At 61.7% G+C, this 22,874-nt stretch carries 18 protein-coding genes and 2 pseudogenes; 10 read left to right on the top strand and 10 right to left on the bottom strand.

From position 1 onward, the window contains the following. Window positions 1–32 precede the first annotated feature (32 nt). The 3 genes from pdxY to ACNPAA_RS07025 all read right to left on the bottom strand — a co-directional run bounded on the left by pdxY (window position 33) and on the right by ACNPAA_RS07025 (window position 2,835). Window positions 33–896: a pyridoxal kinase PdxY gene (gene pdxY / locus ACNPAA_RS07035; RefSeq protein WP_103243061.1), complete on the bottom strand. Its 864-nt coding sequence runs from the start codon at window positions 894–896 to the stop codon at window positions 33–35. Between the two features lie 542 nt (window positions 897–1,438). Continuing rightward, a complete protein-coding gene (locus tag ACNPAA_RS07030; protein WP_103243060.1) occupies window positions 1,439–2,194 on the bottom strand; it encodes a DUF429 domain-containing protein in 756 nt (251 codons plus the stop codon). Between the two features lie 77 nt (window positions 2,195–2,271). Then, window positions 2,272–2,835 (bottom strand): VC2662 family protein, encoded by a 564-nt coding sequence (locus ACNPAA_RS07025; protein WP_103243059.1) that lies wholly within the window; start codon window positions 2,833–2,835, stop codon window positions 2,272–2,274. 294 nt (window positions 2,836–3,129) lie between these two features. Between ACNPAA_RS07025 and ACNPAA_RS07020 the strand changes: the two genes are divergently transcribed. The 5 genes and pseudogenes from ACNPAA_RS07020 to ACNPAA_RS07000 form a co-directional block, all read left to right on the top strand. Continuing rightward, entirely contained in the window at window positions 3,130–3,480 is a 351-nt protein-coding gene (locus ACNPAA_RS07020; RefSeq protein ID WP_039040883.1) for a phasin family protein, read from the top strand. A gap of 95 nt (window positions 3,481–3,575) precedes the next feature. Further along, window positions 3,576–5,363 carry a class I poly(R)-hydroxyalkanoic acid synthase gene (locus ACNPAA_RS07015; protein ID WP_201871504.1) on the top strand — a complete coding sequence of 596 codons (1,788 nt, stop codon included), beginning with the start codon at window positions 3,576–3,578 and terminating at the stop codon, window positions 5,361–5,363. Continuing rightward, the gene (locus ACNPAA_RS07010) at window positions 5,360–5,764 is read left to right on the top strand and encodes a MaoC family dehydratase (RefSeq protein WP_201871506.1); all 405 of its coding nucleotides are present in this window, start codon (window positions 5,360–5,362) and stop codon (window positions 5,762–5,764) included. Before ACNPAA_RS07015 ends, ACNPAA_RS07010 begins: the two co-directional genes overlap by 4 nt. A 165-nt stretch (window positions 5,765–5,929) precedes the next feature. After that, complete coding sequence (gene ybcJ / locus ACNPAA_RS07005) at window positions 5,930–6,163, top strand: ribosome-associated protein YbcJ (RefSeq protein ID WP_010674882.1); 234 nt, start codon at window positions 5,930–5,932, stop codon at window positions 6,161–6,163. A gap of 147 nt (window positions 6,164–6,310) precedes the next feature. Beyond that, window positions 6,311–6,385, top strand: a pseudogene (locus tag ACNPAA_RS07000) (ribosome-associated protein); the annotation flags it as partial. 39 nt (window positions 6,386–6,424) lie between these two features. Here ACNPAA_RS07000 and ACNPAA_RS06995 read toward each other — a convergent pair. Together ACNPAA_RS06995 and ACNPAA_RS06990 are read right to left on the bottom strand one after the other, a co-directional pair. After that, a complete protein-coding gene (locus ACNPAA_RS06995) occupies window positions 6,425–6,898 on the bottom strand; it encodes a DUF4442 domain-containing protein (RefSeq protein ID WP_010674883.1) in 474 nt (157 codons plus the stop codon). A 364-nt stretch (window positions 6,899–7,262) separates the two neighbouring features. After that, window positions 7,263–8,116, bottom strand: a pseudogene (locus tag ACNPAA_RS06990) (IS5 family transposase). A 141-nt stretch (window positions 8,117–8,257) separates the two neighbouring features. Here ACNPAA_RS06990 and ACNPAA_RS06985 point away from each other — a divergent pair. Beyond that, window positions 8,258–9,439: a hypothetical protein gene (locus tag ACNPAA_RS06985; RefSeq protein ID WP_043155175.1), complete on the top strand. Its 1,182-nt coding sequence runs from the start codon at window positions 8,258–8,260 to the stop codon at window positions 9,437–9,439. A gap of 54 nt (window positions 9,440–9,493) precedes the next feature. Here the strand turns inward: ACNPAA_RS06985 and ACNPAA_RS06980 are convergent, their stop codons facing one another. From ACNPAA_RS06980 to ACNPAA_RS06970, 3 genes are all read right to left on the bottom strand, one after another. Beyond that, entirely contained in the window at window positions 9,494–11,245 is a 1,752-nt protein-coding gene (locus ACNPAA_RS06980) for an ABC transporter transmembrane domain-containing protein (RefSeq protein WP_049636011.1), read from the bottom strand. Window positions 11,246–11,354: 109 nt separating this feature from the next. Further along, the gene (locus ACNPAA_RS06975; RefSeq protein WP_029314593.1) at window positions 11,355–13,091 is read right to left on the bottom strand and encodes an ABC transporter transmembrane domain-containing protein; all 1,737 of its coding nucleotides are present in this window, start codon (window positions 13,089–13,091) and stop codon (window positions 11,355–11,357) included. A 139-nt stretch (window positions 13,092–13,230) separates the two neighbouring features. Next, window positions 13,231–16,029: a hybrid sensor histidine kinase/response regulator gene (locus ACNPAA_RS06970; protein WP_045524566.1), complete on the bottom strand. Its 2,799-nt coding sequence runs from the start codon at window positions 16,027–16,029 to the stop codon at window positions 13,231–13,233. A 153-nt stretch (window positions 16,030–16,182) separates the two neighbouring features. On the opposite strand from ACNPAA_RS06970, the gene trxC reads away from it, so the two are divergent. The 3 genes from trxC to ACNPAA_RS06955 all read left to right on the top strand — a co-directional run bounded on the left by trxC (window position 16,183) and on the right by ACNPAA_RS06955 (window position 18,934). Next, complete coding sequence (trxC, locus tag ACNPAA_RS06965; protein ID WP_010674892.1) at window positions 16,183–16,623, top strand: thioredoxin TrxC; 441 nt, start codon at window positions 16,183–16,185, stop codon at window positions 16,621–16,623. 154 nt (window positions 16,624–16,777) lie between these two features. Further along, entirely contained in the window at window positions 16,778–18,166 is a 1,389-nt protein-coding gene (locus ACNPAA_RS06960; RefSeq protein ID WP_043155181.1) for an SLC13 family permease, read from the top strand. Window positions 18,167–18,367: 201 nt separating this feature from the next. Continuing rightward, window positions 18,368–18,934, top strand: a complete 567-nt coding sequence (locus ACNPAA_RS06955; RefSeq protein ID WP_081844077.1) for a cytochrome b/b6 domain-containing protein — start codon at window positions 18,368–18,370, stop codon at window positions 18,932–18,934. Window positions 18,935–18,998: 64 nt separating this feature from the next. Here the strand turns inward: ACNPAA_RS06955 and ACNPAA_RS06950 are convergent, their stop codons facing one another. Continuing rightward, window positions 18,999–21,473, bottom strand: coding sequence for a glycogen/starch/alpha-glucan phosphorylase (locus tag ACNPAA_RS06950; RefSeq protein ID WP_039040874.1), 2,475 nt, complete (start codon window positions 21,471–21,473; stop codon window positions 18,999–19,001). Window positions 21,474–21,866: 393 nt separating this feature from the next. Further along, window positions 21,867–22,064 (bottom strand): DUF4250 domain-containing protein, encoded by a 198-nt coding sequence (locus tag ACNPAA_RS06945; RefSeq protein ID WP_005323525.1) that lies wholly within the window; start codon window positions 22,062–22,064, stop codon window positions 21,867–21,869. Window positions 22,065–22,298: 234 nt separating this feature from the next. On the opposite strand from ACNPAA_RS06945, the gene ACNPAA_RS06940 reads away from it, so the two are divergent. Beyond that, window positions 22,299–22,778 (top strand): cell division inhibitor, encoded by a 480-nt coding sequence (locus ACNPAA_RS06940; protein WP_103243055.1) that lies wholly within the window; start codon window positions 22,299–22,301, stop codon window positions 22,776–22,778. Window positions 22,779–22,874: the final 96 nt, after the last annotated feature.

The following is a 22,874-nucleotide window of genomic DNA, read 5'->3' as shown; positions in this document are numbered from 1 at the left end:
CAGACAGTCCCGTCACGGGCTGATCAATGGCGTCAGGCCAGTCGCTCGGCCCTGTGGGCAATCTGCGGCTCGGCAAAGGCGCCCTGGGCCGCGATGAGCTGCAGCTCGTAGGCATTCGCCTCCCAGGTCTGTCGCAGCACCGCATCCACCGCGGCGTTGGTGCGCTCGAAGGCGCTCACCCCATCATATCCCGCCTGCAGGTTGGCCAGCATCAGGGCGCTGATGAGATCCCCCACGCCCACCGGTTGGCGCGCGAAATCGTAAAGGGGACGGGCGATCAGATAGTCTCCCTCGGGGGTGGCAAGCAGCATCTCGAAGCGGCCGGGGACGCTGGCGGCGCGACCCAGGTGCTTGACCAGCACCATCTTCACCCCCCTCTCCAGCAACTGGTGTGCGGCGACCCGGGTCTGGGCCAGGGTTGTCAGATGGACATCACACAGGGTCTCCAGCTCCAGCAGATTGGGGGCCATGATGTCCGCCACCGGCAGGGCCTGCTCGGTGAGAAAGCGGGTGACGCCCGGGGCGACGATGCACCCCTTCTCCGGATGCCCCATCACGGGATCGCAGAAATAGAGGGCCGCCGGATTGGCTCGCTTCACCGCCGCCACCACCGCCAGGATCTCGTCCCCCTGCTCCGCCGAGCCCAGATAGCCGCTCAGCACCGCATCGCAGCGCGCCAGCACCTCGATATTGCAAAGCCCCTGGCACAAGGCGGCAATGTGGCCCGCCGGCATCGCCATTCCCTGCCAACCCGCCTCGTACTGGGTGTGGTTGGAGAACTGTACCGTATTGATGGGCCACACCTCCATGCCGAGACGGCGCATGGGGAACACGGCGGCGCTGTTGCCGGCACAGCCAAACACCACGTGGGACTGGATAGAGAGAATGCGTTTCATCGACACCACCGCACAAGAAGCCTGAGGAAAAGAGGCAATATATCGGATGAAGAGACGGCTCTTCCAGCAATTAACGCCATGACTCCCTATTTATGCTTCTGCAGGCCTAACCTGCCGCATATTTGACCGCCGCTACCCTGTTCCTGCACAACCCTGGAGCCATCTCCCCCGCTGCTGCGGGGTGATAAATGTACCTGGACGCCTCTTGTCTGATGGCATACAAGGTGATTTTTTAACCAACCATAAACAGTCGGGATCAAGGATGAGGTCCGATGGAAAGGCGCCAGTCGGCAGTCGGCAGTCGGCAGTCGGCAGTCGGCAGTCGGCAGTCGGCAGTCGGCAGTCGGCAGTCGCAAAATAAGGCAACAAGGGCAAGGGTCAAGGAGGCGTCGGAAGATCACAGGACAAAGGCGGCCTACCCTTGCCTGACACCGTGGCAACGGCAAGCCATACGCAGTGGCGACAGCAAGTCACGTCACCAGTGCCGTGGCTGCAGCGAGTCGCCAGCAGTCGTCAGGGGGAGCGCGGTGCCCTTGGGCGTCTCAATCCCGGGCGAAGTGGTAGACCCAGCCTTCGTCCGGTGCCATCTCGTCCGGCAGGTCCACCAGGGCAGGCAGCGAGGTGACGGCCCCTTCGGCCGCATATTGCAGGGCCATCAGGGCGCAGAGCGCGGCATCATAGGGATCCGTGCCAGGGATGAGGGACGCCGGCAGGTGGGGTTGCAGCTCGGGCCGCACCGCAGAGGCTTTGCCCCCCATTTTGGCCAGGGCGGGATAGACCTCCAGCACCGCGCGCCCGGCAGCCCTCGCCTGTTTTGGCACCAGTTGCAGATCCCCGAGACGCGGCAGCATGGAGAGGGCCAGGGTGGCGTTGTTGCCGAGCCTGTCGAAGGTGGCGGAGAGGGGCTTCTTGCCATAGTGCTGATGGAGCCAGCGCTCGCAATCCCGGTAGGCGTAAGGGTTGTCAATCTCCCGCTGGGGCACGGGAAAGCCGCTCCCCCGCCCCGCCAGCAGATCGGCGAGGGCGCGGGGAAAGGCCAGGGGCGCATCGATGCCGAGAGCAAGGCGCGGGCAGGCCAGCACCTGCATCAGCGCCACCTCGTCTTGCAGGGCCGGGCGCAGCAGGGCATCCAGATCCGGCGCGACCCGGGAGCTCAGGCGAAACAGGGGGGAGATCCCGAGCCAGTGCAGACGCGACTCCCGGGCCTGCCAACCCACCACCGCCACCGCCTGGGCATTGCCCTGCCAGCCCCTCACGTCCCAGCCGATGCCGATGGCGTCCATGTGTTCCGTTGTCATGCCCCTGTTACCTCTGTGCAGCCTTGATGGAGCACAGGGTAATGGCTGCCCCTCCTAAAGCAAGGGCAAGTTGGTCCCTAGAAGGATTTCTTGAAGTTGATCAGGGGCAGAATGGGGAAGATGCCGTTCTCGGCGTAGTTGGCCAGGCCAATCTGCAAGCCGTCCAGGTGCTTGGTGGCATTGACGAATCCCAGCTGGAACGTGGTGCGTTCGGCATAGTTGACGAAGCCGACGTTGGCCAGGGCATTGCCCTGGGCGATGTTGACCGCCCCCCAGTTGAGCCCCTTCACATTGTTGGTCAGGTTGACGAAGCCCAGATTGAGGCCGGTATCCTGCCCTTCGTGCCAGTTGACGGCGTTGATGGCGACCCCGCCAAACTGATGGCGCACCCGGCTCGCGCCAAAGAACACACCAAGCTGCAGGCCGGTGAACTGATCCACGTCGGAGAGGGCGAACACCGGCAGATCGATCCCCCTCACCTGGCCGGTGCGGCCGTAGAGGAAGGAAGCCCGTGCCCCTTCCACCTGATTGGACGAGGGCAGGTTGACACCGGGCAGGGAGATCTGGACCGGCGTGCTGGCCTGGGCGACACCGGCGAGGGTCAGGGCACCACAGCCGAGCAGCAGGGCGAACGGTTTCATCGGGGATTCCTTGTGAAGAGGGTGTGGCTCAAGGGTACCAGCGCAGGCCCCGGGGAACGAGACCCCGCCCCCTGCCCTGCGTCACCTCTCGTCTGAACCCGGGGATGGCTCTCTCGGCGGATTGGAAAATTCAAACAGAAACTAACATTTATACCAAAGGTGGATTGGTTGCAGAATTCTCAAACGTGTGTTTGAACAGAGCAAACAACACGTAACACAGGGATGACGTGCTGTACCCGCAAGAAGGGTCGATTGACCCGCAAAAACAGTGTTCTGCCGAACCGGAGACCCATGATGAATATGGACGTGATCAAGAGCTTTACCGAGCAGATGCAAGGCTTTGCCGCTCCCCTCACCCGCTACAACCAGCTGCTGGCCAGCAACATCGAACAGCTGACCCGGTTGCAACTGGCGTCCGCCAATGCCTACGCCGAACTGGGGCTCAACCAGTTGCAGGCCGTCGGCAAGGTGCAGGATGCCCAGAGCCTGGCGGCCCTCGGCACCGTGCAGCTGGAGAGCGCCAGCCAGCTCTCCCGCCAGATGCTGGATGACATCCAGAAGCTCAGCGCCCTCGGCCAGCAGTTCAAGGAAGAGCTGGATGCTCTGACCGCAGATGGCATCAAGAAGAGCACGGGCAAGGCCTGATAACCCCTGGCTGCCCGTCTTGCGGGCAGCCACATCTCCCCACGACTCGACAGAACGGGCAAGTGCCCGCCCCGGACGTGGGTGAAGGAGAACACATGAGCCAATCATCTTACGGCCCGCTGTTCGAGGCCCTGGCCCACTACAACGACAAGCTGCCGGCCATGGCCAGAGCCCAGACCGAGCGCACGGCCCAGGCCCTGCTGCAGACCCGTCTGGACGATCTGGGCAAGGTGCTGGAGCAGGGCAGCCAGCAGCCCTGGCAGCTGATCCAGTCCCAGATGAACTGGTGGCAGGATCAGCTCAAGCTGATGCAGCACACCCTGCTCAAGAGTGCAGGCCAGCCGAGCGAGCCGGTGATCACCCCGGATCGCAGCGATCGCCGCTTCAAGGCCGACGCCTGGAGCGAGCAACCCCTCTATGACTACCTCAAGCAATCCTATCTGCTGACCGCAAGACACCTGCTGGCGGCGGTGGATGCCCTGGAGGGCGTGCCCGAGAAGAGCCGGGAGCGACTGCGCTTTTTCACCCGCCAGTACGTCAACGCCATGGCTCCCAGCAACTTCCTGGCCACCAACCCGGAGCTGCTCAAGCTCACCCTGGAGTCCGACGGCCAGAATCTGGTCCGCGGCCTCGCGCTCCTGGCCGAAGATCTGGAGCGCAGCGCCGATCACCTCAACATCCGCCTGACCGACGAGTCCGCCTTCGAGCTCGGCCGGGATCTGGCGACCACCCCGGGCCGGGTAGTGCTGCGCACCGAGCTCTTTGAGCTCATCCAGTACAGCCCGACCACGGCGACGGTGGGCAAGACCCCGGTGCTGGTCGTGCCCCCCTTCATCAACAAGTACTACATCATGGACATGCGCCCCCAGAACTCCCTGGTGGCCTGGCTGGTCGCCCAGGGGCAGACGGTCTTCATGATCTCCTGGCGCAACCCGGGGGTGGCACAGGGGCAGGTCGATCTCGACGACTACGTGGTGGACGGGGTCATCGCCGCCCTGGACGCCGTGGAGGCGGCCACCGGTGAGCGGGAGGTGCACGGCATCGGCTACTGCATCGGTGGCACTGCATTGTCACTCGCCATGGGCTGGCTGGCGGCGCGGCGCCAGAAGCAGCGGATGCGTAGCGCCACCCTGTTCACCACCCTGCTGGACTTCTCCCAGCCCGGGGAGCTTGGCATCTTCATCCACGAGCCCATCATCGCGGCGCTGGAAGCCCAGAACGAGGCCAGGGGCATCATGGACGGGCGCCAGCTGGCGGTCTCCTTCAGTCTGCTGCGGGAGAACAGCCTCTACTGGAACTACTACATCGACAGCTACCTCAAGGGCCAGAGCCCGGTGGCGTTCGATCTGCTGCACTGGAACAGCGACAGCACCAACGTGGCGGGCAAGACCCACAACAGCCTGCTGCGCCGACTCTACCTGGAAAACCAGCTGGTGAAGGGGGAGCTCAAGATCCGCCACACCCGCATCGATCTCGCCAAGGTGAAGACCCCGGTGCTGCTGGTGTCCGCCGTGGACGATCACATCGCCCTCTGGCAGGGGACCTGGCAGGGCATGGCGCTGTTCGGGGGCGAGCGGCGCTTCATTCTGGCCGAATCCGGGCACATCGCCGGCATCATCAATCCGCCGGATGCCAACAAATACGGCTTCTGGCAGAGCGAGGCCGAGGCGGACAGCCCGGCGCAGTGGCTGGCGGGGGCGACCCACCAGAGCGGCTCCTGGTGGCCCGAGATGATGCGCTTTATCAAAGACCGTGACGAGGCAGAGCCCGTCCCCGCCCGGCAGCCTGCCGAGGGGCTGGAGGCGGCCCCCGGCAGCTACGTCAAGGTACGGCTCAATCCGGTGTTTGCTGGCGTCAGGAAGCAAGAAGAGGAACCCGCATGAGTACACAACCCCTTGCCGTGGGCATGAAAGCCAGCCTGACCAAGCGCTTCGGCCCGGCCGAGGTGGCGGCCTTCGCCGGCCTCTCGGAGGATTTCAATCCCCTGCACCTGGACCCGGACTTCGCCGCCACGACGGTGTTCGAGCGCCCCATCGTCCACGGCATGTTGCTGGCGAGCCTCTTCTCCGGGCTGCTCGGTCAGCAGTTGCCAGGCAAGGGGAGCATCTACCTGGGCCAGAGCCTCGGCTTCAAACTGCCGGTGTTCGTGGGGGACGAGGTGACGGCGGAGGTGGAGATCATCGCCCTGCGGGACGACAAGCCCATCGCCACCCTGGCCACCCGCATCTTCACCCAGGGCGGCGCCCTCGCCGTGACGGGGGAAGCGGTGGTGAAACTCCCTTGAGCGCCAGTGGCCCCCAGAGACACAACCAGCCCGGTCGGGCTGGTTTTTTTGCCTGTGCTCGCCCCTTTTTCGGGGCAATTCGGCCCGGGCCCTTTCCCTGCCCCGCCTAACTGCCTAGAATGAGCCCCCGCTGTTTCAGCCATTCATCCAGCTAGAGGATTTCCCATGGAGACGTTTCTGCTCGAAGGTCACCCCTTCGTTGCCTTGTGTGACCTGATCAAGCATCAGGGTTGGGCCGATTGCGGCGGTGCCGCCAAGGCGCTGGTCGCCGAGGGCCTGGTGGAAGTGGACGGTCAGGTCGAGACCCGCAAACGCTGCAAGATAGTCGCCGAGCAGGTGGTCAACTTCAACGGCATGAAGGTCGTGGTGAAGGAAGGCGTCAGCCCCGAGATCCTCTGATCCTGACGCCCTGCCACGTAAGCGCTACCCAGCACAGTCGCCGAGTAGGTGGTCAACTTCAGCGGCATGAAGGCCGTGGTGAAGGAAGGGAGCAGTCCCGAGATCCCCTGATCCTGACGCCCTGCCACGCCAGCACTACCCAGCACAGTGGCCGAGCAGGTGGTCAACTTCAACGGCATGAAGGCCGTGGTGAAGGAAGGGAGCAGTCCCGAGATCCTCTGATCCCGGCTTGAACAAGGGCGCCAGCGCGCCCTCTGGCCTTCAGCTGGCCTTGATGGAGAGGGTCAGCACGAAGCGGGCCATGGCCTCGTCGCCGTTGCGAGACGGGCAGGTGGCCACCACCTGGATGGGGCGGTTGATGCGCTGACCGCTCGCCAGGGACTCGTCGATCATGGCGTCGATAAGCTCCCCCGCCGCGCAATCAAACTGCACGTCCCCCTCCGGGCGCTTCAAAAACTCCCCCTGCACATCCTTGAAGGCAAAATGCACCTTCTTGCGCCGCGCCCGCCCCTTCTCCATGACCAGGAGCCCCCCCACCAGGTCGGCACCGGTGGCGAGCGCCCCGAAATACATGCTGCCCAGGTGGTTGCGGGTGCGCCAGCCCAGCGGAATGCGGATGCGCAGCGCCCTGGCGTCCATCTGCTCGATGACGGGGGCACAAAAACCAATGACGGGAATGTAGCGCCAGGCGAACAGACGCAGGGCGAGGTTGGCTTTGAGGCGTTGCAGGTCCATTGCAAACTGATCCGATGAGTAAATGTGATACAAATGTTGCCAGTCTGCTTCCCGATAGACAAGCCTCCCGTGCCATCCCTGTGAGCGGCCCCCCAAAGGGTATTTGCAAAATTCATGCAATGGCCAGGTTCTATTTGCCTGGCAAATGATAAAACCGGCCTTTCCTGACCCCGGGTCGCCCCTCTCTTTTCCCTTTTTCCGATTTTTTTCAAGGTCCCGCCCCGGATGACGGGACCATGACGGCCATATCCGAATGAAACACAACGAGAAATACTCCCCGTCTGGGGGCTAGCCCAGGATCCCGCCCCCGCCACTGGGATTATTCGCAGTAACCAAACCCCCTCTCCCTCGCTAGGCTGTGTTCTCAAAATGCTGGTTTTCTGTCCACCAATAGCTCTCGTAAGTAACGAAGGCAGAAAGCCAGCTTGATAAAAGCAGCAAAACTTCCCGCCAGCTTTTCATATCTCGTTGAGAATCGGCGAAACTTCTTCAGCCATCCGAAGCACCGCTCGACCACATTTCGCCTGCGATAACGAGCTTTGTCTAATACTAGAGGTCGTCCCTTATGGTGCCGCTGCTGGTCGCTGCGCTGCGGGATGACTGCTTTTATCCCTCTGCGCCGGAGTTCGGCCCGCAAAGCCCTGCTGCTATAGGCCTTATCTGCGGCAAGATGCGTTGGTCACGTGCGATAACGGCCTGATGAAGTCGGGATCCTTGCCATGGCCAACGCACTTGTCGCATATCTGATTTCCGCTGATTGCCCCGGCGAAAGGCAGAACCCCAGCGGTAAACCATTACCATCAGTGACCAAGTGAATTTTGCTGCCAAAACCACCACGAGAGCGACCAAGTGCTTGATTCACCGGAGTGTTTTTTTACGCGCTCCGGCAGCATCTTTGGATGCCCTGACATTGGAGCCGTCCAGGCACCACAGGTCGAAATCGATGAGCCCTTCTTCATTGAGCTTGAGTTGCAGCGCTTCCAGAATGGCATCAATCCGGCCTGCATCCTGCCAACGCCGGAAGGTGTTGTAGACCGAATTCCATGGTCCGAAACGTTCTGGAAGGTCTCGCCAAGGAGCTCCGGTGTGGAGTATCCAGAGAATGCCATCGAGCACTTGGCGCGGTTCATGGGTAGGGCGCCCGATCAGGCTTCGAGAAGAAAACTGGGGCTCGATAAGCCCCCATTGTGCATCAGTCAGCTGATAACGGTGGGACACGGAATGGATCTTAAGCTGTTGAGAAGATGTGAGATTATATCTTCATCACTTTAAGAACACAGCCTAGGCTGTTGCTGGCCAGGAAGTAGCCACTCGGCACCGGGTCAACCCGTCTACCAATCTCACCATAAGGATAGAGAGATGAGTCACGTGCAACAGTTGTTCAACGGGGGCGAGAGCGCCGGTACTTTCCAGCTCAACTTCAACAACAACCGTGCCTACGAGCTGTTTGGCCGGGAGTACCTCAAGTGCTATGCCAACCTCAGCGCCAAGGGGAAGATGAGCAAGCCCCTGCCCACCGGGCCGCTGAGCTACACCGTCGACTTCGCCATGGATTGCGGCTGCAGTTCGGTGCTGTTTGACTTCAACCTCGCCTACAAGAAGACCTTCGGCAACCAGTTGCAGGCCCCCCTGTGGCGCGAGTCGGACTACGAGGCCGAGCTGGTGCTCTGCCAGCTGGTGCGCGAGGCACCGGCCAACCGCCTGAGCAACCATGATCAGTTCGCCGAGGCCGAGGCCTTCTTCAACGACGTCAATCTGCCCGACACCGTCCGGGCGGTGGGCAATGATCCCTATGCCGACAAGGACGGCCTGGTGGAGTTCATCGTGGCAAACGAGCTGCTGGACGATCCCGCCGTCATGGCCAAGCTGGCGGAACAGAAGGCCTACCTCATCGCCATCACCTCCGTGGTCACCGCCTACATCAACCGTTACGCCGAAGCCTATGGCGAGCAGTACAAGACGGACGCGGATCTCTGGGCCAGGGCCCTCTCCAAGATCCCTCTGATGGGGCCGAGCAAGATCGATCAGCAGAGCTACAGCCGCCACATCAAGGGGCTCAGCATCGCCACCGACTTCATCAACTTCATCATGGACGTGGTGGTGAGCCAGGGCACCACGGCGCTGGCCAGCTTCAACAAGTTCCTGCAAAAGCAGGGGGATGCCATCCGCTTCGGGGTGGAGAACAACAAGGACTTCTACAAGACCATCACGGTGGGGGTCACGGTGGAAGTGTTCAAGGTGGGCAACGAGCTGGTCTATGTGCCGAAGATCAAGCAGTACCGCGTCAACTTCGACCGCCAGAACAGCAAGTTCACCTCCGCCTGTGCCAGCGCCGAGTTCGTCGACATCTACTTCAACTACCTCTATGCCGCCAACGTGTTCGACTACGAGGCCCTCAAGGACCCCGAGATCAAGCGCGACTTCGACAACTTCATCCAGAAGCAGCGCAAGGCACAAATTGAAGAAGCGGATACCTTCTTCAACGATGACTTCCCGCCCCTGGAGCCCAAGCAGGTCAGCCGCAGCAAGGCCACGGTGTAACCCCGCCAGTCAAAAAAACAGCCGGCAGATGCCGGCTGTTTTTTTAGGTGGGCCTCAGGCCCGTTTCTCTTCAAGCCAGGCCCCCTGGCTCTGCATCTCGAACAGCTGGGCATAATGCCCCCCCAGCGCCATCAGCTCGCCGTGGGTGCCGCGCTCGCTCACCCACCCGCGGGAGAGCAGCAGGATTTCATCGGCATCCACAATGGTGGAGAGACGGTGGGCGATGGCGATGGTGGTGCGGCCACGGCGTGCCGCCGAGAGCGCCTGGGAGAGGGCGAGCTCGGTCTGGGAGTCCACGCTCGCGGTCGCCTCGTCCAGGATGAGGATGCGCGGATCCCCCACCAGGGCGCGAGCAAAGGAGAGCAGCTGGCGCTGGCCAGCGGAGAGGTTCTTGCCCCCCTCCTCCATCAGGGTGGCCAGGCCATCGGGCAGGCGGCGCACGAAATCGGCCAGCTGCACCTCCTCCAGGGCCTGCCAGAGCCGCCCATCCTCGATGCCGTCACGCCCAAGGCGCAGGTTCTCGGCCAGGGTGCCGACGAAGATGAAAGGATCCTGCTGCACCAGGCCGATGCTGCGGCGCACCGCCGAGAGAGCCAGGCCGTTCATGGGGTGATCATCGAAGTGGATGCTCCCCCGATCCAGGGGGTAGAAACCCATCAGCAGGCTGATGATGGTGGACTTGCCGCTGCCGGTGTGGCCCACCAGCGCCAGCATCTGGCCCGGCCGGGTGGCAAAGCTCACATCTTGCAGCACCTGCTGCTCCCCGTCGTAGGAGAAGCCCACCCCGTCGAAGCGTACCCGTCCCTCCAGGGGGCGCACCTCCCCGTCGGTGCTCTCGCGGGTTTCATCGAGCAGGGCGAATACCCGCTCCCCCGCCACCATGGCCTGCTGCAACTGGTTGAGCTGGTTGGTCATCTCGATGAGGGGCTCGATCATCCGCCCCAGATAGCTGATGAAGGCGTAAAGCACCCCCACCTGAATGGCCCCCGCCGTGCTCAGCCCCTCGTGGGCAAACAGGGCCAGCAGACCGATGAGCACCATCATGTAGAAGAGATCGATGAGGGGGCGCAGCAGGATGCCGTTGATCTTGAGGCTCTTGATCCGCGCCTGCCAGTGCTGCTGGTTCACCCCCGCAAAAGCAATGGCGAAGTGGCGCTCCTGCACCATGGCCTGGATCACCGGCATCCCCTGCAACGACTCGTTGAGACGGCTGTTGATGTCGGAGAGCAAGGATCGGGTCGCCCGCACCACGGGCACGCTCAGTTTCTGGTAGAGCCACATCACGGCCCCCACCGCCGGCAGCAGGGTGGCGCACACCAGCATCAGGTGAAAGTCCAGCAGCGCCATGGAGAGCAGGATGCCGCACAGGAGCACCACTTTTTGCACCAGGAGCCCTATCACCTGGACATAGAGGTTCATGATCGCCTCGGTGTCGTTGGTGATGCGGGAGATGAGGGAGCCCGAGCGGTGCTTGTCGAAATAGCGGGCAGGCAGGCGGATGGCGGTGGCGAACACCTGCTCGCGCAGACGCTGCACCACCGCCTGGGCGATGCGGTTGAAGCGCAGGGATTGCAGGTAGAAGCCGGCCGCCGACAACACCTGCAACCCCAGATAACCGGCGGCAAGGGCGGCGATGATGCCCCACTCCAGCCGGCGCGGCGCCAGGTAGTCATCGATGAAGAGCTTGATGAGCAAGGGACCCGCCACCTCGGCGCCGGTGGCGAGCAGCAGGCAGATGCCCGCCTGCACCAGCCAGCGGGGGTAGCTGGCGCAGTAGGCGAGCAGCCGTTTGATGGTTGGATTCACAGACTTGCCTCCAGCGCAACGTTCCACGGGAATTGACTCTCTTTGCTCCCCTCTCCGCTCGCGGGAGCCGGGCGGGGGGTGAAGGAAACCAGGGGCCTTGTCATCCTGTTCACAGGCTCTCCTCCACGTCCTGCTCCAGGCGCTGGTAGCGGACCATGTCCGCGTACCAGCCGTTCCTGGCCATCAGGGTCTCGTGACGGCCCCGCTCGCTGATCGCGCCCTGTTCCAGCACCAGGATCTCGTCCGCCTGCTCCACCGCCGTCATGCGGTGGCTCACCAGCACCAGGGTGCGCTTGTGGACCTTGAGGGCCAGCAGGATCTGCTGCTCGGTGTGGGCATCCACCGCCGAGAGGGCGTCATCCAGCACCAGGATAGGGGCATCCAGCAGCAGGGCGCGGGCGATGGCCAGACGCTGCTTCTGACCGCCGGAGAGGGTCACCCCCTTCTCTCCCACCTCGGTTTCATACCCTTTGGGGAAGCGACTGATGTCGTCGTGAACGCAGGCGATGCGCGCCACCCGCTCAATCTCCTCCCGGCTCGCCTCGGGGCGGCCCAGGGCGATGTTGGCCGCGATGGTGGTGGAGAACAGAAACGGCTCCTGGGGCACATAGGCAAACTGGCTGCGCAGCTCACCCAGCGACAGTTGCGAGATGGGCACCTCCCCCATGCGGATCTCCCCGGCCGTGGGGTTGGCCAGGCGCATCAGCAGCTTGAGCAGGGAGCTCTTGCCTGCCCCGGTGCGTCCCACTATCCCCAGCATGGCGCCAGCCTGCAGGGTGACATCCACCCCCTGCAACAGGGTGCGCTGCTCCAGCCGGTAGCCCAGCCCCAGCACCCGCAGGGGAAAGGCCGAGGCCAGCGCCATGGGATGGGCCGGCTCCTCGATGTCGCTGTGCTCCCCCAGCAGGCTTTCGATGCGCGAGTAGGCGGCGCTGCCCCGCTCGATGATGTTGAACAGCCAGGCGATGGCGAACATGGGCCAGATGAGCTGGCCGAGGTACATGGTGAAGCTGGTGAGCTCCCCCAGAGTCAGCTTGTCTTGCAGCACCAGGGCGCTGCCCCCTGCGACAGCCAGAAAATAGGAGCAGCCGATGCACAGGTAAATCACGGGGTCGAACTTGGCGTCGATGCGGGCCACCGCCATGTTGCGCTCCCCCGCCTGACGGGTCAGCTCGGCAAAGCCCTCGTCCTCTAGGGATTCGACCGCGTAGGATTTGAGCACCCGCACCCCGGAGAGGGCCTCCTGGGTCTTGTTGTTGAGGCGGGAGAAGGCCCCCTGAGCCGCCTTGAACTCCTTGTAGATCTGGGTCCCGAAGCGGTTCATGAAGAAGGCCATCACCGGCAGGGGCAGCAGGGAGAGCAGGGTCAGCTGCCAGGAGTACTGGCTGCACATGATGGAGAGCACCAGGATGCCGACGATGAAGGAGTCCACCAGGGTCAGTACCCCTTCTCCTGCGGTCATTTCCACCGCCTGGATGTCGTTGGTGGCGTGGGCCATCAGATCACCGGTGCGGTGGCGCTGGTAGAAATCCGGGCTCATGCGGGTGAAGTGGCTGAACAGCCGGTTGCGCAGCACGTAGGCGAGCCGGTAGGAGGCACCGAACAGCATGACCCGCCACACGTAGCGCAGCAGGTAGATAAGCAGTCCCAGGCCAAAAAGCCCCGCCAGATAGCCGGTCAGGGTGCCGCTGTCCAGGTCACCCTTGGCGATGCCATCCACCACCCAGCCCACCACCTTGGGGGGGATCACGGTAAACAGGGCCACCAGCATCAGCAGGGAGATGGCCACCAGATAACGCCGCCACTGATCCTTGAAAAACCAGCCAAGCCGCAAAAATACGCTCACAGAGAAGTCCTTGGTCGCGGCGCGCTGCCGCGTGATCATGAAGAGAAGCTCAATACAATCGCCCCCTGGCGGGGGCGAACGAGTGGGTCATCATAGCCTGAAGCGGGTGACTTGAGAACGATTGCTATCTTGCCCTCCCTCAGAGCCGCTTGTCGGGGGGCGAAAACGGGAAAGCGACCGACTCCTGCTGCTCCCCGGTGAGCAGGAAGTGGGAGACCTCCTCCCGGGTCTGGGTAAAGACCTGCTGCAACTGGTTGAGCTCCCCCTCGCTCAGCTCCTCCTGCAGCCGCAGCCGCCACTCCAGTTCCCCGGCCAGCAGTTGCAGGCGGGAAGCGGAGATGTTGGCCGAGACCCCCTTCAGGGTATGCAGCAAGCGGCACGCCACTTCGGGCTGCTGGCGACGCAGGGCGGTGCGGATGTCCCACAGATCGTCCTTGTGCTCGGAGAGGAACAGCTTGAAGAGGATCTGCAGCGCCTCCCTGTCATGCTCCAGCCGGCGCAGGGCATCCTCCAGATCCAGCACGCCCATGAGGGCCGGCGGCTTGACCTCGATGGGCACCTTGGGCTCCCCGCCGCTGCTCTTCACCCATTGCAGCAGGTTGTTGTAGAGATCGAGCTTGCTCACCGGCTTGGTGACATAGCCGTTCATGCCGACGCCAAGGCAGCGCTCCCTGTCCCCCGGCATGGCGCTGGCGGTGAGGGCGATGATGGGCACATCATGCTTGTCCACCATCTTGCGGATCTGGCGGGTGGCATCCAGCCCGTCCAGCACCGGCATCTGCAGATCCATCAGGATGACGTCGAACGGCTGCTCCGCCACCTGCTCCACCGCCTCGCGGCCGTTGTCCACCACGGTGACCTTGGCCTCCACCCGGCGCAGGTACTCCAGAATGAGCTGCTGGTTGACCCGGTTGTCCTCGGCCAGCAGCACCCGGGTACCACGCAGCAGCTCCCGGAACTGCTGCTGATCCCCCTGTGCCTCCGCCTGGCGGACCTTGCTGTCATGGGAGCTGCCGTTGAGCAGTTCGTCCACCTTGGCCAGCAAGGCGTTTTCGGTCATGGGCTTGGCCAGGAAGTGGGTCAGTCCCATGCTTTCCATCCGCCCGTGCAGCCCCTCCCTGGACCAGGCGCTGGTCATCAGGACAGGCAGGCGCCGCCACTGGCTGTGCTGGTACATCTCGAGGGCCAAGTCCAGGCCATCCTCCTGACCCATGCGCCAGTCGAGGATGGCGAGGCGGATGTGATGCCCCTCTTCACGCAGCACCTGACGGGCGCGGGAGAGGCTGTTGACCGTGATGACGGACGCCCCCGCCCGCCCCAGGATGTCCTTGGCCAGTTCCAGCACCAGCTCATTGTCATCCATCATCAGGATCAGGGGCTGGTGATCGAAGAAGACCCGGCGCCCCGAGACCCCGTACACCGCTTGGGAGATGGGGATCTCGAACAGGAAGGTGGAGCCCACCCCGGGTTTGCTCTGCACGGTGATCTCCCCGCCCATCAGCCCCACCAGGCGCTGGGAGATGTTGAGGCCAAGCCCGGAGCCGCCATATTTGCGGGTATTGCCCGCCTCCAGCTGGGTAAAGGGCTGGAACAGCTGGGCCTGCTTCTCCGGGGCGATGCCGATGCCGGTATCCCGCACGCTGAAACAGACCCGCATGGGATGCTGGCTGGTGAGGGTGATGGCCACCTCCACCTCGCCCCGCTCGGTGAACTTGATGGCATTGTTCACCAGGTTGACCAGTACCTGACCGAGGCGCAGCGGATCCCCGCGCAGAAAGTCGGGCACGGCGGGAGACTTGTTGATGATGACCTCGATGTGCTTGCGCTCCGCCAGATCCGCGAACATGGCGGCGAGGGAGTCGAGCTGCTCGCTGAGATCGAAGTCGATCTCCTCCAAGGTCAACTTGCCGGACTCCACCTTGGTGAGATCCAGAATGTCGTTGATGAGCAGCAGCAAGGTGTCCGACGAGGATTTGATCTTGTTGAGATAGTCCCGCTGCTGGGGATCCAGACTGGTTTGCAGTGCCAGGGCGCTGAAGCCGATGATGGCATTCATGGGGGTGCGGATCTCGTGGCTCATGTTGGCCAGGAAGTCGCTCTTGGCCTGGGCCAGCAGCGCGGCATGGCGAGAGAGCTCGCTCAGCTTCTGGTTGCGACGCCACAGGGTCGCGGCCACTAGCGAGAAGCAGAGCAGCGCCCCCCCCAGCACCATCAGGTAGAAGCGGCTCTTGAGGGAGGAGGCCCGCTCCAGCTTGCTCTGCTTCCAGGCGGGCAGTGAGCTCAGCCCCTTCATCTCCACCACCTGATTGCGCAGGCGATGGTACTCCATCACCTGCTGATTGAACTCCTGGCCCAGCCGGACGAGGGCCGCGACCCTCGGCTGCTCGCCATAGCGGTCAAGCAGGTGCTGCTGGAGTTGCAACAGTTGTCGCTGCTCGTTCTGATCCCAGCTACGTCTGAGGTAGTGGTGCAGGCGCATGAGTTCGGTCAGGTCGCGGTACTGCGCCTCACCGACCGGCAGGGTGCCTTGCAACGCCTTGAGCTGGCCCTGGAAGCGGGGAGCCAGATACTCGATGGTCATCTCCATGGTGTAGAGCCTGGCGAGATCCAGCAGATAACCGTCGATGTCCCGCTGCAACGCCTGGGAGCCGGGGTCGTCCACCGACTCCGGATCCTCGTGCACCAGCCTGACGAACCTGTCCAGGTGACTGGAAAGCAGGCTCAGGCGTTGCTGTACGCTGCCATCGCTGGCCTTCTCGCGCCCCAGCAGATAGACGGTATCGGTATTGACCCGATTGAGCACCATCTCAGCCGCCACGCTCAAATCGAAGGCACGCTGCTGCTGGCTGAGCAACTGCCAGCAATAGGCAGAAAAGCCCACCAGCGATACGATGATAAGGCCAAAGACAACACGATTGCCCCGTGCAACACTCTTCATCCCGTCTCGATTCTCATGTCATGGTCGGCCATCCGGTGACATCAGGTCACGGCCGGAGGCCAACTGTGAAAAACCACTGAGTGCTATGTTACCGTTAGTCGGCGCTCTGATTGCAATAAAGATGTTGCCGGGCCATGAAATAAGGAAGCAATTATGTCACTTGTCACCACCTATTGTAGCCAATGCTTTACCCGCAACCGCCTGCCTGTCGAAAAAGCAGACTCAAACGCGAAGTGTGGCCGCTGTCGTCACGCCCTCTTCGAACAAACCCCGGTGGCGGGGCGTCAGGCCAGCTTCGATGCCCTGATCCAGTCCGACATCCCGGTGGTGGTGGACTTTTGGGCAAGCTGGTGTGGCCCCTGCCTGCAGTTTGCCCCCGTCTTTCAGGAGGTCGCCCGGGAGCTTGAGCCCCGCCTTCGCTTCGTGAAACTCGATACCGAGCAGGAGGCCGCCATCGCAGGTCGCTATGGCATTCGCAGCATTCCTACCCTGATGGTCTTCCAGCGGGGGGAGATCCTGGCACAGCGCAGCGGCTCCCTGCCCAAGAGCCTGTTCAAGGAGTGGCTGCTCTCCTTCACCTCCCCCGTCAAATGAAAATGAAATGTTTCATTTCTGTTTGATTGAAGATCCATTTTCACTTGACTCTGTGAGTCGCCACATGATTTGACCATATCCCCCTGTTTCAAACAGGGGGATATATGTAACCTCGGCATCACAACAACAACCATAAATTAACCGAGAGAACGTTATGCACACATCGGCTGTACCTCCGACTCCCCCCTCACGCTGGCTGGACATCAAGTCCGGGATCGTCATCCTGGATCTGCTCCTGCTCTGCGCCATGCTGGCATGGCTCCCGTTTGACCCCATGGTCAACAAGGGGCTGGCCATCCTGATCTTCATCGCCATCCTCTGGCTGACCGAGGCAGTGAACATCACCATCACTGCCATCTCCATCCCGGTGCTCGCCACCCTGCTCGGGGTGTTCGACATGAGCAAGTCGCTGACCGACTTTGCCAACCCCGTCCTGTTCCTCTTCTTTGGCGGCTTTGCCCTCGCGGCAGCCCTCTCCAAGCAGGGACTCGACACCCAGATCGCCGGCAAGGTGATGCAGCTCGCCAAGGGACACCTGGGCTGGGCTTCCATCGTGCTCTTCACCATCACGGCCGCCCTCTCCATGTGGATCAGCAACACCGCCACCGCGGCCATGATGATGCCGCTGGCACTCGGCATGCTGAAGGGGCTGGACGTTCACAAGGAGCGCCGCACCCTGGTCTTCGTGCTGCTTGGCGTCGCCTATAGCGCCAGCATCGGTGGCATCGGCACACTGGTGGGCAGCCCCCCCAATGCCATCGCCGCCGCTCAGATGGGCTTGGGCTTCACCGACTGGCTGGAGTTCGGCATCCCCGTGGTGATCATCTTCATGCCGGTAGGCATCGGCCTGCTCTATCTGGTCACCCGTCCTAATCTCTCCCACCAGGTCAGCACCGAGCAGGTCACCATCGAGTGGACAGGCCAGCGCAAGGTGACCCTGGCCATCTTCCTGACCACGGTGCTGCTGTGGATTGGATCCCAGCCTCTTGCCAAGGCACTGGGCGGCATTCCCCAGTTCGATACCCTGATCGCCATGGGCGCCATCCTGGCCATCGCCGTCAGCCGGGTCGCCAGCTGGGATGACATCAACCAGAACACCGACTGGGGCGTGCTGCTGCTGTTCGGGGGTGGTCTCACCTTGAGCGCCATCCTCAAGCAGACCGGGGCCAACGCCTTCCTGGCGGAGCACCTCTCCAGCGGCCTCTCCTCCATGCCCATCTTCGTGATCCTGCTCTGCCTGGCCGCCTTCGTGGTGTTCCTGACCGAGCTGGTCTCCAACACCGCCACCGCCGCGCTGCTGGTGCCGCTGTTCGCCGGGGTGGCCGAGGCTCTGGGGGTCTCCCCCATCGTGGTCTCCGTGCTGATCGCCGTCGGCGCCTCCTGTGCCTTCATGCTGCCGGTGGCCACGCCCCCCAACGCCATCGTCTTCGCCAGCGGCCATATCCAGCAGCGGGAGATGATGCGGGCCGGCCTGGTACTGAACCTGGTGTTCACCGTCATCCTGACCATGCTGGCCTATTTCATGGGGGATATCCTCCACTGAGGTTCGCCCCCTAATGCCCCTCCAAGCCCCGCATCGCCGGGGCTTTTTCTCGCCCCGAAACCACCGCACTCCCTACCCGTGACATCACGGCGACATTAACTCGCACTTAAGAAATCACCTCCATGATGCTGACAACGGCCATCACGCAGCCATGGCTGACGATGGCGATGATCATGGACATCACGACAAGGGGATCACCTCATGGGAAAGACGATGCAGAACAACCGTGAAATCATGGTATGGGATCCGGTGGTCAGGGGATTTCACTGGGCCACTGTGCTGTTGTGCGTGCTGAATCTCTTCATCCTTGAAGAGGGGGCGCGCAACCACCGCTATGCGGGATATGCGCTGGCCGGACTGCTGGCACTGCGCATCGTATGGGGATTCATCGGCTCCTATCATGCCCGCTTCGCCCAGTGGCTGCCGACACCGACCGGCGTCATCACCTATCTCAAGGAGACGATCAAGGGGCGCCACCCCTACTATGCCGGTCACAATCCTTTGGGGTCCTTGATGATACTGCTGCTGTTGACCTGCCTTGTCGGCACCGCCGCCAGCGGGATCATGACCGAATACGGGCCGCTCTCCGGCACCCATCGCATGGAAGAGATCCACGAGTTCTTTGCCAAGGGGCTGCAGGTGACCATCTTCGTCCATGTACTGGCCGTCATCGCCCTGGATCGCCTGGTACGGGGCGATCTCGTCAGGGCGATGATCACCGGCAAGAAACGGGTGCCGGCGGACACCCGGGTGGTCGACAGGCCCTGAGCCTCTCTCAACCCGACAGATGAAAAAAAACCCCGCATCGCGGGGTTTTTCACTGGAGCAGACATCAGCCGACGCTGCAGCTCGTCAGTTTCCAGATCCGGTCTACGTAATCCTGGATGGAGCGGTCGGAGTTGAACTTGCCCATGGTGGCCGAGTTGATGATGGCCTTCTTCGCCCACAGGGCCGGATCCCGGTACCAGGCGTCGATCAGCTTGTGCGCCTCGGAGTAGGACTCGAAATCCGCCAGGGTCAGGTAAGGGTCTCCCCCTTCCAGCAGGGAACGCTTGATAGAGGAGAGTTCCCCCGGGCGACCCGGCGTGAAGTAGTCGGTATCAAACCAGTCCAGCACGGCTTTCAGTTCGGAGTTGGCGTAGTAGAAGTCATACGGGTTGTAGCCGCGCGCCTTCAGGGACTTCACCTCGTCCACATTCAGACCGAAGATGGCGCAGTTTTCGGCACCCGCCTCTTCGGCGATCTCGATGTTGGCTCCATCCAGCGTCCCGATGGTGATGGCACCGTTCAGCGCCATCTTCATGTTGCCGGTACCGGATGCTTCGTAACCTGCGGTGGAGATCTGCTCGGAGACATCCGCCGCCGGGATCAGCTTCTCGGCAAGGCTCACGCGGTAGTTCGGCATGAACACCACTTTCAGCTTGCCCTGGATACGGGCGTCGTTGTTGACCCGCTCCGCCAGCTTGTTGATGGCGTAGATGATGTCCTTGGCCAGCTTGTAGCCGGGCGCCGCCTTGGAGCCGAAGATGAACACCCGCGGATGCATGTCATAGTCCGGGTTCGCCAGCAGGCGACGGTAGAGCGCCATGATGTGGATGAGGTTCAGTTGCTGGCGCTTGTACTCGTGCAGACGCTTGATCTGGACGTCGAAGATCGCCTCCGCGCTCACGTCGATGCCGGTTTCCGCCTTGATGACCTTGACCAGCTTCTCCTTGTTGTGACGCTTGATGGTCATGAACTGCTGCTGGAACGCCTTGTCATCGGCAAACTTCACCACGCTGCGCAGCTTGTCCAGTTGCAGCGGCCACTCCTTGCCCACCACCTCGTTGTAGAGTTCGGCCAGTTCCGGGTTGCAGGCCAGCAGCCAGCGACGGGGAGTCACGCCGTTGGTGACGTTGCACATCTTCTCGGGCCACAGCTCGGCATACTCGGGGAAGAGATCTTCCTTCACCAGCTTGGAGTGGATCTCGGCCACGCCGTTCACCTTGGAGGAGCCGATGACGCACAGGTTGCCCATACGCACCTTGCGCACGTCACCCTCTTCGATGATGGAGAGCTTGGCCTTGATGGCATCGTTGCCCGGCCACTTGGGCTCCACCAGCTCGTTCAGGAAGCGGGCGTTGATTTCATAAATGATCTCGAGGTGACGGGGCAGTACCTTCTCGAACAGGCTGACGGACCACTTCTCCAGCGCTTCCGGCAGCAGGGTGTGGTTGGTGTAGGAGAAGACCTGATAGCAGATGCCCCAGGCGGTATCCCAGTTCAGCCCCTCTTCGTCCACCAGCACGCGCATCAGCTCGGGGATGGCCACGGTGGGGTGGGTATCGTTGAGCTGGATGGCGATTTGCGCGGCAAAGTTGCTGAAGTCACTGCCATGCACCCGCTTGTAGCGACGCATGATGTCCTTGATGGAGCAGGCGCAGAAGAAGTACTGCTGGATCAGGCGCAGCTCCTTGCCGGCGTCGGTCTCATCGTTCGGGTAGAGCACCTTGGAGATGGTCTCGGCCTGGGCCTTCTCGGCCTGGGAGTCGATATAACCACCGGCGTTGAACACGTCCCAGTCGAAGAACTCGGAGGCGCGGGATTCCCACAGACGCAGGATGTTGACGGTGTGACCACCGAAGCCGACCACCGGAATGTCCCAGGGCACCCCTTTGATCTTGCGACCGGCGTGCCACACCTTCTTCAGGCCCCCCTTGTCACCAAAGACGGTCTCCACGTAGCCGTAGAGCGGGATCTCCTGCACCGATTCCGGGCGGCAGATCTCCCAGGGGTTGCCATATTCGCGCCAGGAGTCCGGACGCTCGATCTGACGGCCATCCTGAATTTCCTGACGGAACAGGCCGTGCTCGTAGTGGATGCCATAGCCCACCGCCGGGTAGTTCAGAGTGGCCAGGGAATCGATGAAGCAGGCAGCCAGACGACCCAGGCCGCCGTTGCCAAGGGCCATGTCAGGCTCTTGTTCACACAGATCGGTCAGTTCCAGACCGAGTTCACCCAGCGCCTCTTCACAGACTTTGTAGAGGGAGAGGTTGTGCAGGTTGTTGGAGGTCAAACGCCCCATCAAAAATTCAGCAGAGAGATAGTGAATCGCACGAGTATCTTTCTTGAAGTGAGTCTGCTGAGTACGGGTCAGGCGCTCGTACACCTGTTCATTGACGGCGGCAGCGGTCGCTTTCCACCAGGCATCCGGAGAGGCTTTCTGTTCGCTTGTACCCAAGGTAGAACGCAGGTGACGCACGATACTCGCCTTGAGCTGATCTTTATCCAGTTGGAGATCCTGGTCTGTCTTCTTCTTGGTAGCCATAAACCATTTTCCTTCGTTACAAATAAAAAATGTCATCCCATCGGGGGGACCGGCGCTGTTGTTATCTCAGAATATGCTCCGGCGGGGGCATACTAGCTAAAGCCAAGGGTTTAAAAGTTAACGTGAGTCACACTTTAACGCATAAAAATGACAGTTTCACCATGAAAACCCTTTCCTTGAGCCAGCCTGAATGAAATATAAATTTCGTTTTAAATCATAGCGATACAAGAAAACAAAAAAGATAGTTTCATGAATAGGTTTTCAATGATTGCCTGTGACTGAAAATACGTGAAAATAACCGTCAACACGGGAGAAATTGAAAGCGTTTTCAATTCACACCTCCTCGTCAGGTAATAAAAAGGATGCCCCAATCGGAGCACCCTTTGATTTCAATTAACCATGTGCCTTGAACTGATTGCTCATAGGGTCGTAGTGATACCCGATCTGTTGCAGACGGGTAGCCAGCTGATCTTCTGTCATGTCGTAGTAAGCCAGCAGCTCTTCAAGGCCATCACACTCCAGCCGCAGCTTCTCGTTGATGATCCCGAGCAGAATGTTCGCATCCAGTCGTTGCAAGGTACTGACGTCCATCTCGCTCCCTCCTCTCCCTATACAGGACTGTATAACCATGAGCGCCGACCCGAAGTTTGTCTACAGGTTAAAAAACATCCTGTATAAGGAAGATATAAATATCCTTTTTAATCATGCAGTTAAAGTCATCTCCTGTTAATCGGCTCACACTTTTAGCCACAAATGACTTGTCACTCCTTGCGAACAGAACTACTGTATGCGCATACAGCATGGTTATTCATACAGGAACGACATATGAGCCAGCCCCTGAATCTTTGCCCCCCCTCCTCCTCTGCCGGTCTGATCACCACCTGGCCCACTCGCCATCAGAGCAAGATGGGACAAGAGCAGCGGCGCGGCCCTCTCCATCAGGAAGCACCGCTGCTGGATGCCCTGGGGCAACTGAGTCAGTCTGACAGTGGCTGGATCCTGCTCGTCGCCCCGCCAGGTCTGCCCGCCGCCGCGCAATTGCAGGCCAGAGGGATCAATCCTGCCAGGGTGCTTGTCGTGCACGCCCCCAAGATCAAAAACTGGCAGCGCCTGCTGGAGCAGAGCCTGATGAATGGTCACTGCGCCGCCGTGCTGACCTGGCTGCCCGAACAGGTCGCCCTGGACCGGAGCACATTGAGCACCCTGGGCCAGCGTGCCGGTGTCCTGACCCGCTTCTTCGAGCCCGCAACCCCTCTGGGTGGGGCACTGAGCTACGGCGGCCAGGATATCTACCTGAACCACTGATCGCCCCTTCGGCGTGACAGCCAATGCGCCGGCATTGCCCACCGGGTTATCCAGGCTTCCGACCCGGGATGCCATGACGACAAAGACAAAGCAGCA

The organism is Aeromonas sp. PS2Canimalfood6 (genome assembly GCF_048276795.1).
GTDB classification, from domain to species: Bacteria; Pseudomonadota; Gammaproteobacteria; order Enterobacterales; family Aeromonadaceae; genus Aeromonas; species Aeromonas caviae.
This window is presented reverse-complemented; position numbering and strand designations above follow the sequence as displayed.